An 11,916-nucleotide genomic window follows, 5' to 3' on the forward strand; every position below is an offset into this window, starting at 1 on the left:
GGCGGTCGAATCCGAACAGCGGTCAGGTGCGGAAGTTGACATGCGCACTTGTGCATATCACAATGAATACGATTTGCAATAACAACTACTGCACTAACCTGGTGCCATGACGTCGATCGTGCAGGGAGAGTCCGCCGGCAACGAACCGGCGGCCGAAGGAGCCGCAACCGTGTCCACGGACTCGACAGTGGAAGCAAGTTCGCCCCACCGGCAAGACCCCGAGCATCCGTTGCACTCCGGCGATCCGTTCGCCGACGCTCCCCCGGCTCACATTCCGCCGAAGGAAACTCTGGCTGCGGCGGGCGACATCCTGCGGGCACTGGCCGCCCCGGTACGCATCGCCATCGTGCTGCAGCTGCGCGAGTCCGAGCGGTGCGTCCACGAACTCGTCGTCGCCCTCGGTGTCACGCAACCGTTGATCAGCCAGCACCTTCGGGTACTGAAGGCAGCGGGTGTGGTGCGCGGAGAACGCAACGGACGCGAGGTCCTGTACCGGTTGGTCGACGATCACCTCTCCCACATCGTCGTCGACGCCGTGGCCCACGCCGAGGAAGGCCGGAACCTGTGACCGACAAGTCCACCGACACCGCCACCCCCAGACGACCCGTCGTCGTCGGGGTGCGAGCCACCAAGCAGCGCAGCGCGATCTCGGACCTGCTCGACACCATCGAAGAGTTCAAGTCCGCACAGGATCTGCACGACGAATTACGCAAGCGCGGTGAGGGTATCGGCCTCACCACGGTGTATCGCACACTTCAGACCCTGGCGGACGCCGGGACGGTCGACGTACTGCGCACCGACAACGGGGAGTCGGTCTACCGGCGCTGCTCCTCGGGACATCACCATCACCTGGTGTGCCGCTCGTGCGGTTTCACCGTCGAGGTGGAAGGTCCCACTGTCGAGAAGTGGTCGCAGAGCGTCGCCGAATCCAACGGTTTCAGCGACGTCAGCCACACGATCGAGATTTTCGGCACCTGCAGTCAGTGCAGCGCTGCCGCTCGCTGAATCCGCTCAGGCGACGGCTTCTGCCACGCGAGGCACCACCGCGTCGATGGCGAACGGAATCGACAGCACCGAGTTGTACGTGATCGCTCCACGCTGATCGATGGACAACGGAACGATGGCATCGTTTCGGGCGGCTGTCAGCGTTCCGAAGATCGGGTTCTCGGCCACGACGTCGATGTCGTCGCCGGTACCGAGGTAGAGCACCACGTCGGCGTCGAGCTGCGAGATGTTCTCTGCCGAGACCGGAACGAAGAAGTTGGTCCCGTCGTCCTGGGCCAGAATCGGTTCCGGAATCTCGAAGCCCAGCGAGGTGACGAACGTGCCGCGGGCATCACCGGGCAGATATGCACCGAATTGGCCGTCGTACGGAAGCACCACGGCTGCAGTCTTACCCGCGAATTCGGGATGTGCGGCTCGCACCTGTTCGAGCGCAGCGGTGGTCTGCGCGTTCAGCTCCTCGCCGCGTTCGCGCTCACCCATCGCGCGAGCGATCGTGTCGGTGGCCACCTCACGATTGACGGCGTACGCGGCCGATCCGGCCGGTCGAGCGACCGTCGGGGCGATGTCACTGAGCCTGGTGTACGTGGCCTCGTCGAAGCCCGCGTTGAGCCCGGTGATCAGATCCGGTGCCAGCGAGGCGATCAGCTCGAAGTTCGGCTCGGACTCGGAGCCCAGCAACGTCAACGGTGCATCACCGACCAACTCGTAGGTCCACGGACCCAGTCCGGTCTCGTAGAACGTGTACCCGGCGTTGCCGACGGGAACTGTGCCGAGCGCGATGACGGCATCGGCGTCGGACACCCCGAGCGTGACGATGCGCGTGGGCTTCTCGGCGATGGTCGTGCTGCCGTAGATGTGATCGATGACGACCGGGAATACCCCGTCCGCCGATTGCGTCGCCGTGTCGCCGGTGTCGGCAGTCGAGCAAGCCGTCAGGGCGACACCGAGGGCGATCACCGCCACCACCGCCGTGAGCATTCGGGTCCACCGCACAGTCATCGCATCCGCCTCTACTGGGAAGTAAGTACAGGCAAACCTTAGCTGACCGATCAGGGCAGTAGACCCTCGCGCGCCTTCTCGACTCCGGCGAGCACCAGGATGAGCATCGTCAGCATCGCCTCGTCGTCCAGACCGTTCGCAGGAAAGGTGTAGCGCAGCAACACATCCGCGAGCTTGTCGTGAGTATTGACCGAGATCGCGCCGAACTGCGAATCCGCATTGCGGTCGGCGACTTTCTTGTGCAGAGCCGGCTTCAACGGCCGGTCCCACGCCAACACCGCGGTGAGCGAGAGCACCTCGAGCTCGGGCGAGAGTCGCACGGCACGCAGCGAGCACAGAGCACCCGCATAGTCGAAACCGAGAGAACCCTCGTCACCGAGTGTGACCGTCGCGAACTGCGAGAGCGCCAACTGGGCACGGGCCTGCAACGAAAGCCCCTCGTCCGGCGTCCCGTTCGCGTTGTCACTCATACTTGACTCCACCGAATCGTCGGTCCCGCGAGGCGTATTCGATACACGCCTCCCACAGATCCCGTCGGTCGAAATCCGGGAAGAGCTTCTTCTGGAACACGAACTCCGCATAGGCCGACTGCCAGAGCAGAAAGTTCGACGTCCGCTGCTCCCCCGACGGACGCAGGAACAGATCCACGTCGGGCATATCCGATTCGTCGAGGTACTTGGCGACGGTGGCCTCGGTGATCTTCTCGGGGTTCAGCTTGCCCGCAGCCACCTGTCGAGCAATTTCCCTTGTGGCATCGGCAATCTCGGCTCGGCCACCGTAGTTGACGCACATCGTCAATGTCATCACGGTGTTGTGCTTGGTCAACTCCTCGGCGACTTCGAGTTCCTTGATGACACTGCCCCACAACCTCGGTCGACGGCCGGCCCAGCGAACCCGGACGCCCATCTCGTTCATCTCGTCGCGTCGACGACGAATGACGTCACGATTGAAGCCCATCAGGAACTTGACCTCGTCGGGACTGCGCTTCCAGTTCTCCGTCGAGAATGCATATGCGGACAGCCACTGCACCCCGATCTCGATGCACCCGCACACGGTGTCCATGAGCACCGCTTCACCCTGCTCGTGCCCGGCGGTGCGCGGCAGACCGCGATCCTGTGCCCACCGACCGTTGCCGTCCATCACCAGCGCAACATGGCGAGGAATCAGTTCCGGCTGCAGGATCGGCGGACGAGCGCCCGACGGATGCGGATCGGGAGGGCGCACCGTCGACTGTTCGTCAGGCCGAGGCCCCTGCTCTCGTCGTCGAATCACGGTCCCCATCCTGCCCGACGGTGTCGGCGAACACGGAGTCAGGTTGCGCCAGCGGTACCTGATGCGGGTGCGAGCGTTCGATGAGCGGAAGCGTGCGCAGCTGTCGTTCCAGATGCCATTGCAGATGAGCCGCCACCAGTCCACTGGCCTGCTTGCGGACCGCATCGGAAGTGGTGACGGTGTAATCCCACTCCCCCCGCTCGAGCGCAACCATCAGATCGAGAACTCCGGTCGACGGCGTCGCCGAACCCGGCGGTCGGCAATGCACACACACGGCTCCACCGGCCGCGACATGGAACGCTCGATGTGGGCCCACCGCTGCGCACCGCGCGCAGTCGGTCAGTGCGGGAGCCCATCCGGCGAAACCCATCGCGCGCAGCAGGTACGCGTCGAGCACCAGCTCGGGGGGCCTGACGTGCTGCGCGAGGGCACGCAGGGCACCGACGGTCAACTGATGCAGCCGCTGTGCGGGTGCATGCTCCTCACCCGCCAGCCGTTCGGCAGTTTCGAGAACCGCGCAACCGGTGGTGTAGCGACCGTAGTCGGCCACGATGTCTCCGCCGAACGCGTCGACCGTGTGCACCTGGGTGACGATGTCGAGGTTGCGTCCCGGATAGAGCAGAACGTCGATGTGCGCAAACGGTTCCAGCCGCGCACCGAACTTGGATTTGGTGCGGCGAACTCCCTTGGCAACGGCCCGCACGATTCCGTTCTCCCTGGTCAACAACGTGACGATGCGATCGGCCTCACCCAGCTTGTGCTGGCGCAGGACGACTGCGTTGTCACGGTATGGCCTCACGTCATCCAGTGTCCCACGCGGGCTGCGGCGGTGACCGTTCCCGCGCTGACGAGGAGTCGATACTGTGCAGGCGTGGATTTCCATCGGTCGACTCTCGTTGCTCAGGCTGCCGCTCTCGCGTCGGGTCGCATCACGTCGGTACAGGCGGTTTCCGAATCACTCGATCGCATCGAGAAGAGCCAACCCACGCTCAACGCGTTCCGCATCGTGCGCCGCGACTCCGCCCTCGCCGAGGCGGCCGAAGCGGATCGTCTGCGCGCCGCCGGCACCACCGCTCCCCTGCTCGGCGTTCCCGTCGCCGTCAAGGACGACGTGGACGTCACCGGGGAACCGACCGCCTTCGGATGCGCGGGCAACTTTCCATCTGCCACCACGGATTCGGAGGTGGTACGCAGACTGCGTGCAGCCGGAGCCGTCATCGTCGGAAAGACCAACAGCCCGGAGCTCGGCCAGTGGCCGTTCACCGGCGGTACCTTCGGGCACACCCGCAACCCATGGGACCGCGAGCGCACCCCGGGCGGCTCCTCGGGTGGCAGTTCTGCCGCGGTGGCTGCCGAATTGGTTTCTGCCGCTCTGGGTTCCGACGGTGCCGGCTCGGTGCGGATTCCGGCCTCGTGGACCAATCTCGTGGGGATCAAGCCGCAACGCGGACGCATATCGTCGTGGCCGGAGCCCGAGGCGTTCAACGGCATCACCGTCATCGGCCCGCTCGCGCGAACCGTGGCCGACGCGGCACTCCTCCTCGATGTGGTCTCGGGCAGTCACGACGGAGATCTGCATCGTCCGACGCCGCTGACGGTCTCGGACGCCGTCGGACGCAACCCCGGTTCGCTGCGGATCGCGCTGAGCCTGCGTAAGCCGTTCATTCCGACGCCTGCCCCGCTGGACCCGGAGATCGCCGGTGCCGCTTATCGGATGGCCGCGGTACTGCGGCTACTCGGGCACCGAGTGGTCGTCGACGATCCGGCATACGGAATGTTGTTGGGGCTCAACTTCTTACCCCGCTCGCTGGCGGGTGTGGCCACCTGGCTCGACCGTCTCCCCGATCCGTCTCTCGCCGACCCACGCACCCGAGCCAACGCCAAGACCGGCCGGGCTCTGGCCGGAGCGCCGCTGCGCGCAGCACGCGCCGCCGAACCTCGCATCGGGCGTCGTGTCGGCCGGTTCTTCGACGAGTACGACATCGTGCTCGCCCCGACGACCGCCACCCCGCCGCCCCGGATCGAGGCCATCGACGGCATCTCCAACGCCGACACCGATCGGGTCATCACCGAGCACTGCCCCTACACCTGGCCGTGGAACGTGCTGGGGTGGCCGAGCGTCAACGTGCCCGCAGGATTCACCGCCGCCGGCCTACCCATCGGCCTGCAGTTGATGGGCCACGAATCCTCCGAGCCACTGCTCGTTTCGGTTGCCGCTCAACTCGAGAACGTGCTGCAGTGGCATCGCAAGCGCCCCGATCCCTGGTGGACCCAGGTGAGCGAAACCTCGTAGCCCACTACGAACTTTCGTGCACAGCGGCCGGGGCACATCATCAGCGGACGAGCCGCACCGTCCTTTCGAGAGCCGTCCGCAACGCACCACCCTCCTCCGCGGCCATTCGCACGGCATGACCGACGCCGTTCGGAAGCTCCGTGACCGCCAGGTGCACACCGTCGACGTCCGACAGCGCGGGCACGGTCGCGGCCGAACCCAGGACGTAGACGGTGCCGAACGCGCGAAGCGAGCGCGGCCACAGGCTCGAGTCGAGCAGCTGGGCATCGACCATCAGGGGTTCCTGACCCTCGACGCACCGAACCCGAACGGTGGAGCTGATACTGCCGACGTCGTTCGCGGTCAGCTCGGGATGCAACACGAAAGCGTCCACGACGACGGCGGAACCGTCGCCGATCTCCACGTCGGTCAGTTGCACGAAATGCGCATGCCTCGTGAGGATTCTGGGCTCGGGGCAATGAATCAACCGACCGTCGCCCCGCAACCGCAGAACCGTCGACTCGGTCGCCGCTGCACAGCCCGGCTTGCCCGTCACCAACATCGCGCCCTGGCCGAGAATTTGTACGTACGCGCCCGTGCCGACGTGCACGCGTTGCTCGATCACGTCGCCGGGGTGGATCGATGCCCCCGAGTTCTGAACGATCACCGAACCTGAACGGGGATGCGGACCGGGAAACATGCGCCCCACCGACTGCGGCCAGCGGTAGCGTTTCCTGTCGAACACCGTCTGTCCGCGCACCGCTTCGAACGACAGATCCAGAGACCGCGAGATCACACGAACAACACGTCGCGATCGAGCTGCGCCACTACAGCGGCAATGCCATCGCCCGTGCGAGCATTGGTGGACACGATCGGCTTGCCGCTGCGCACGAGATCCGCTTCGTGCAGTAGCAACTCGAGATTCACGCCGACGTACGGGGCGAGATCGATCTTGTTGACCACCAACAGATCACACCGAACCACACCGGGGCCTCGTTTGCGGGGGATGTCGTCTCCGCCGGCCACATCGATCACGAAGATCCAGTAGTCGACCAGATCCCGAGAGAAGGTGGACGCCAAATTGTCACCGCCACTTTCGAGCAAGATCACCTCGGTGTTCGGAAACTGCGCCTCCAACTCGTCGGCGGCTGCGATGTTGAGCGATGGGTCCTCTCGAATCACGGTGTGCGGACATCCACCCGCCTCCACCGCACGTACCCGCGCGGGGTCGATCAGGCCGCTGCGCTTGACTCGTTCGGCGTCCTCGGCCGTGACGAGATCGTTCGTGATGACCGAGACCGATCGATCTGCCGCGCCGAAGACGGCTACGAGCTGCTCGACGAGGGCGGTCTTTCCCGATCCGACGGGCCCGCCTATCCCGATACGTGCTGCACGACGGTTGTTCATCGGAGCAGGTACCTCCTCGAGAAGGGGACGCTGGTCGCAGGTTCGCCGGTCAACAGCACTCCGTCTGCCCTGACCTCGAAGGTTCGTGGATCGACCTCCACCAGCGGAAGCGCCGAGTTGCGCACCATGTCGGATTTGCGCAAGCCCCGGACCGACGCGATGGGGACGACGCGTTTTCGCAGACCCAGCTGTTCCGCGACGCCGGCGTCGACGGCGAGCGAGGACATGAAGACCATGCCGAGTTCGGCGGATGCTGCCCCGAGCGCACCCCAATTGGGCCGACTCACCACCGGTTGTGAACGCGAAATGCTACCTGCCGCGTCGCCGAGGGAGGCCCATGCGACGAATCCGTTCTTCATGACCACCTCGGGTTTGACGCCGAAGAAGGCCGGTGACCACAGGACCAGATCGGCAACCTTTCCCACTTCGACGGACCCGATGGACCCGGCGGCGCCGATTGAGATAGCTGGATTGACAGTCAATTTCGCGATATACCGTTTGACTCGCTCGTTGTCGGCCGCCTCGGTCGTCTCTTCCGGCAATCGCCCTACCCGCTGCTTCATCACATCCGCCAATTGCCAACAGTTGGCGATGTTCTCGGCCACGCGCCCCATTCCCTGAGTGTCGCTTCCGAAGATGGAGATCGCGCCCATGTCGTGCAAGAAGTCCTCGGCGATCATCGTCTGCGGACGAATGCGCGCTTCGGCGAATGCCACGTCCTCCGGTGCCTGCCAGTTCATGTTGTGCGCGGCCATCGTCATCGGTATTCCCTCGTCGAGGGCGTACGCGGTGTAAGGATTCGTGGGATTCGTCGATGCCGGTATGACGTTGTCGTATCCGACGCATCGGATGAGATCGGGCGCGTGTCCACCACCTGCACCTTCGACGTGATACATGTGAATCGTCCGGTCGCCGATGGTGTTCATGGTCGTCTCGGCAAACCCGAACTCGTTGATCGAGTCGGTATGCAAATGGACGGCGAAGTCCGCGGAATCTGCTGCGCGAAGGGTCTTGTCGATCACTGCGGGTGATGCGCCGAAGTCTTCGTGAATCTTGACCGCACCTGCACCTGCTGCCACCGATTCCAGTACCGCTCGCTCGTCGGACGCACCTCTGCCGAACGCGACGAAGTTCATCGGGGTGTGCTCACCACCTCGGAGAAACAGTCCGAGATTGCGCGCACTTCCGGTTCCCACCTCGAACGCCGGGCCGGGAGAACCTCCGATCAGGGTGGTCGTACCGGTAGCCAGCGCGTGTTCGCTCTGCTGGGGAGAGATCAAGTGGGCGTGGGTTTCGATGGCTCCGGCCGTAACGATCATCCCCGCGGCCGGTATCGGCGTCGTCATGTGTCCGACGACCATGCCCTCGGTGACATCGGGCATCACATCTGGATTGCCGGCTTTGCCTATACCGGCGATGAGGCCACCGCGAATACCGATGTCGGCCTTGATGACTCCCTGCACCGCATCGATCACCGTAGCCCCGATGAACACGTAATCGAGTGCGCCGTCCGATGCCGTCGACGTAGGCCGGTACCCCTCCCCGTCCCGCACGTTCTTTCCTGCCCCCGCCAGCAGCTCGTAACCGGGCGTGGTCAGATCACGCTCGATCTCCACGAACAGAGAGGAATCTGCGAGCCGTATCCTGTCTCCGACCGTCGGGCCGAACATCCGCACATACGAGGCCCGGTCGATCGCGATGTCGTCGTTGTTCACGAGGGAGCTCCCGTCGTCGCATCCTCGTTCGAGTCCAGCGGACCGTCGACCAGACCACGGAAGCCGTGCACCACTCGGTCGCCCGAGATCGGAACCAGGCTTGCGACGACGGACATTCCGGGCTCGAATCTGACACCCGCGCCCGAGGCAACTGCCAGCCTGCGTCCCCATGCCGCGCGCCGATCGAATTCCAGGGACTCGTTGGCTTCGAAGAAGTGTGTCTGACTGCGTACTTGAACGTCGCGATCTCCTCTGTTGACGACGGTGACCCTGGTGATCTCGGAACCGCTGAACAGTACGACGGCCTGTTCGGCCACGATGATCTCGCCGGGAACGATATCGTCCGCCGTGGGCGCGATCGGGTCGACCACGGTGATCAGCTTCGTGCCTTCGGCGAACGGCGCGTCCACCATGATCATGTCCACCATGGCCGCAACTCCGTCCTGAACCTGCGCCGCGGTGAGCAGGTGACCGGCGTGATCGATCACCTCCTCGAAGCTCAGATCCTTGCGGGCAGCGAGCAGGATTTCGTCGGTCAGATACGCCACCGCCTCAGGATGCGAGAGCCGAACACCGTCGCGGAGATTTCGCCGGGCGAACTCGGCCGCAGTGAAGATGGTCAGCCGCTCGCTCTCGGTAGGAGTGAGGAACACGTTCGAATTCCGTTCTCGTGTAGGGGTATCGGACTCAACTGGCGAACAGCCGCGCGCCATCGCTGCGACGCTGAGCCGAGATGTCTGCGAAAGCACTGAAGGAATGCAGATTCGCCGCGTCGGTGGGAGGTCGGTCGCTCAGCACGTCGGCAATCGTCGGCTCGAGGTCTGCCAGAACGCGCTGGGCCCCGAGGTGGCCCACGATGCCCAGCCTCAAGCCCGCACCGGCGATTCCCGAGACGGCCTGCCAGACACTGACCGTTTCCGCCGACGTCTGCGACAGTCCCGCCGCGCGGAAGCACAGCGCCTGGGCCACCGGGAGATGACCTGGAACGGCCCCGGAGAGAACGGACCGACGGTAGTCGGCCGCCTCCTCGTGACCGAGAGCGGCGAACGTTCCCAGTAAAGCGGCCCCCGCCCGACGCGAGGCTCCGCGCAGCACCGACATGATGCTGTGCGCCTCGCATCGGCGGTCGGCGACCTCGGCAGCCCCGTGAGGCCACGCCGCACTCAACACTCGGCGATCGACGGTGTTCCAGCGCCCGATCACCTGCTCACGCGTGAATTCCTTCATTCCCGACTCGTCGGTCACGAATCCGTCGCGATACGAACCTTCGAGTCCCGACGAGAATGCGAATCCACCCGAGGGAAATGCACTGTCGCCCAGCCGCAACGTCATCAGCATCTCGGAGACCGTCACTGCGACTGCACTTCCACCGACCTGTCGGCGACGAGCTCCGCGATCCGGTTCAGGTAGTCGTCCACCTCACCTTCCATGGACACCTCGACGACATCGTCGGTCATGGAGGATTTCCAATGCAGGTGGCCGGCGAGAAATCCGAGCCGTAGTGCCGCCGATACGGAGGTTGCGCGCAACACCAGTACTCGGGGTTCGCTTGCGCGAACCACCACGGCACGCTCGGACTCGAGCAGCAGCACCGAGCCATCCTGCACCCGATGCTCGCGACCGAGTGCGATGCGATAGTCACGCCCGGCATCGGAGCTCACGCGAAGTCGGGTCCGATCCATGTCCTCCGCCGGGATGTGTACGTATTCGACTAAACCGTCGTGCCGTAGCCGGTGAATCCGATCCGCCAGGGACGGATCGGACTCGTGCCCGACGATCGACGCGATCACCGGACCCTCGATGTCGTGGGACGACACGTCAGAGAGCCGCGCTGCCTGCGGTGACGACGGGCGCGATGCGCCCGACCACATCGGCTGACTGCTCGAGCGCGTAGCCCACCCTCAGTATCTCCGCCTCGCAGAACGGCTTCCCGATGATCTGAACGCCGATCGGCAAGCCCCCGGCCGAGAACTCGGCGGGTACCTGCAGCGCGGGAAGACCGGTAACGTTCGCCGGGGCGGACATTCGCGAATACGCACTGGTCGAACCCTCCACTGTTCCATCCTCCCAATGGAAGAAAGGATCGCTGCGTAGCGATGCGACACCGGGAACGGTCGGGGCCAGCAACACGTCGATCGTCGAGTACATGTTCCTCCACGCCTCCTGAATTCGCGTACGCAGGCGGACCGCATTGATGTAATCGGTCGCGAGAATTGCTTCGCCCGCTTCGACCAACGTTCGCACTTCGTCGGTGAACAACTCCGGCGACTGCCGCGTCGAATCCATGTGATAGGCACTGGCTTCGGCGGTCAGAATCGCCCACTCCACCGGCAGGACGTACTCTGCGAGCGGTACCTCGACCTCCACCAGGATCGCGCCGAGTCGTTCGAGCGCTTCTGCGGCGCGATGCGCAACTTCGGTGACTTCCGGCTGAACGTTGTGAGTGTAGAAGTTCGACGGTATGCCGATTCGAGTCCCGGCGACTCCGTCCGTGATGCCCGCGAGAAAATCGGGAACCGGCATGTCGACGGACGCCGGGTCGCGTCGGTCGTAGCCCGACATCGCGCCCAGCACCAGTCCCGCGTCGGAGACGTTGCGTGTCAACGGTCCGACGTGATCCAAAGACCAGGACAGCGATGCGACACCAGCGCGGGATGCCCGTCCGAACGTGGGCTTGAGTCCGACCACCCCGCAGACACCCGCGGGGATTCTGATGGATCCACCGGTATCGCTTCCCAACGCGACGTGCACGACTCCCGCGCCGACCGCTGCACCGGAACCGCCGCTGGAGCCACCGGGTGTGCGGGTGACGTCCCACGGATTCCCTGCGGTCGGAGTCGTTGCTCCATAGGCGAATTCGTGTGTCTGGGTCTTGCCGACCACGATCATTCCTGCGTCGTTCAGCTTGGCTACCGACGCACTGTCGGCTGTCGGCACGTTCGCGGCACGCTGCTGGGAACTGGACGTCGTCAGGATCCCTGCGGTGTCGTACAGATCTTTGACGCCGAGCGGAATGCCGTGTAGGGCACCGCGGTACCGGCCGGCTGCGATCTCTCGCTCGGCCTCGGCTGCTCGCGCCAACGCTTGGTCGCCAGTAACCGTGACGAAGGCCGTGATTGCAGGCTCCACCTCGGCCAGACGGTCGAGGGACGACTGGGTGACTTCGACTGGCGATACTTCCCGGGTGCGGATCTTCTCGGCTACCTCGGTGAGAGAGAGTTCGTACAACTGCATGTCGGTGGTCCT

General features: G+C 64.7%; 14 protein-coding genes. 3 read left to right on the forward strand and 11 right to left on the reverse strand.

Annotated features, from left to right (window positions below):
- Window positions 1–106: 106 nt before the first annotated feature.
- A complete protein-coding gene (locus AB0362_RS14445) occupies window positions 107–568 on the forward strand; it encodes a metalloregulator ArsR/SmtB family transcription factor (protein WP_306437454.1) in 462 nt (153 codons plus the stop codon).
- Window positions 565–1,005, forward strand: a complete 441-nt coding sequence (locus AB0362_RS14450; RefSeq protein WP_037193030.1) for a Fur family transcriptional regulator — start codon at window positions 565–567, stop codon at window positions 1,003–1,005. The genes AB0362_RS14445 and AB0362_RS14450 overlap by 4 nt, the downstream gene beginning before the upstream one ends.
- A 6-nt stretch (window positions 1,006–1,011) precedes the next feature.
- Here AB0362_RS14450 and AB0362_RS14455 read toward each other — a convergent pair whose 3' ends face one another.
- From AB0362_RS14455 to recO, 4 genes are read right to left on the reverse strand one after another with little or no spacing between them, the layout of a single operon-like run.
- The gene (locus AB0362_RS14455) at window positions 1,012–2,004 is read right to left on the reverse strand and encodes an iron-siderophore ABC transporter substrate-binding protein (RefSeq protein WP_317808909.1); all 993 of its coding nucleotides are present in this window, start codon (window positions 2,002–2,004) and stop codon (window positions 1,012–1,014) included.
- Between the two features lie 50 nt (window positions 2,005–2,054).
- Entirely contained in the window at window positions 2,055–2,474 is a 420-nt protein-coding gene (locus AB0362_RS14460) for a hypothetical protein (protein WP_317548640.1), read from the reverse strand.
- Window positions 2,467–3,285: an isoprenyl transferase gene (locus AB0362_RS14465; RefSeq protein WP_068052326.1), complete on the reverse strand. Its 819-nt coding sequence runs from the start codon at window positions 3,283–3,285 to the stop codon at window positions 2,467–2,469. Before AB0362_RS14465 ends, AB0362_RS14460 begins: the two co-directional genes overlap by 8 nt.
- Window positions 3,242–4,075: a DNA repair protein RecO gene (gene recO / locus AB0362_RS14470; protein ID WP_068052329.1), complete on the reverse strand. Its 834-nt coding sequence runs from the start codon at window positions 4,073–4,075 to the stop codon at window positions 3,242–3,244. The genes AB0362_RS14465 and recO overlap by 44 nt, the downstream gene beginning before the upstream one ends.
- Window positions 4,076–4,147: 72 nt before the next feature.
- Here recO and AB0362_RS14475 point away from each other — a divergent pair, with 72 nt between their 5' ends.
- Complete coding sequence (locus AB0362_RS14475; protein ID WP_317784430.1) at window positions 4,148–5,569, forward strand: amidase; 1,422 nt, start codon at window positions 4,148–4,150, stop codon at window positions 5,567–5,569.
- 40 nt (window positions 5,570–5,609) lie between these two features.
- Here AB0362_RS14475 and AB0362_RS14480 read toward each other — a convergent pair whose 3' ends face one another.
- From AB0362_RS14480 to AB0362_RS14510, 7 genes are read right to left on the reverse strand one after another with little or no spacing between them, the layout of a single operon-like run.
- Window positions 5,610–6,344 carry an urease accessory protein UreD gene (locus AB0362_RS14480; protein WP_317784431.1) on the reverse strand — a complete coding sequence of 245 codons (735 nt, stop codon included), beginning with the start codon at window positions 6,342–6,344 and terminating at the stop codon, window positions 5,610–5,612.
- Window positions 6,341–6,955 (reverse strand): urease accessory protein UreG, encoded by a 615-nt coding sequence (gene ureG / locus AB0362_RS14485; protein ID WP_317784432.1) that lies wholly within the window; start codon window positions 6,953–6,955, stop codon window positions 6,341–6,343. Before ureG ends, AB0362_RS14480 begins: the two co-directional genes overlap by 4 nt.
- The gene (gene ureC, locus AB0362_RS14490) at window positions 6,952–8,670 is read right to left on the reverse strand and encodes an urease subunit alpha (RefSeq protein ID WP_317784433.1); all 1,719 of its coding nucleotides are present in this window, start codon (window positions 8,668–8,670) and stop codon (window positions 6,952–6,954) included. The genes ureG and ureC overlap by 4 nt, the downstream gene beginning before the upstream one ends.
- Window positions 8,667–9,323, reverse strand: a complete 657-nt coding sequence (gene ureB / locus AB0362_RS14495) for an urease subunit beta (RefSeq protein WP_317784434.1) — start codon at window positions 9,321–9,323, stop codon at window positions 8,667–8,669. The genes ureC and ureB overlap by 4 nt, the downstream gene beginning before the upstream one ends.
- A gap of 34 nt (window positions 9,324–9,357) precedes the next feature.
- On the reverse strand, window positions 9,358–10,023 hold the full coding sequence (locus tag AB0362_RS14500; RefSeq protein WP_317784435.1) for an urease accessory UreF family protein: 666 nt from the start codon (window positions 10,021–10,023) through the stop codon (window positions 9,358–9,360).
- The gene (locus AB0362_RS14505; RefSeq protein ID WP_317784436.1) at window positions 10,020–10,487 is read right to left on the reverse strand and encodes an urease accessory protein UreE; all 468 of its coding nucleotides are present in this window, start codon (window positions 10,485–10,487) and stop codon (window positions 10,020–10,022) included. The genes AB0362_RS14500 and AB0362_RS14505 overlap by 4 nt, the downstream gene beginning before the upstream one ends.
- A 1-nt stretch (window position 10,488) precedes the next feature.
- Entirely contained in the window at window positions 10,489–11,904 is a 1,416-nt protein-coding gene (locus tag AB0362_RS14510) for an amidase (protein ID WP_317784437.1), read from the reverse strand.
- Window positions 11,905–11,916: the final 12 nt, after the last annotated feature.

Origin of the sequence: Rhodococcus sp. NPDC079359, assembly GCF_040702585.1 — a bacterium.
In the GTDB taxonomy this organism is placed as follows: domain Bacteria; phylum Actinomycetota; class Actinomycetes; order Mycobacteriales; family Mycobacteriaceae; genus Rhodococcoides.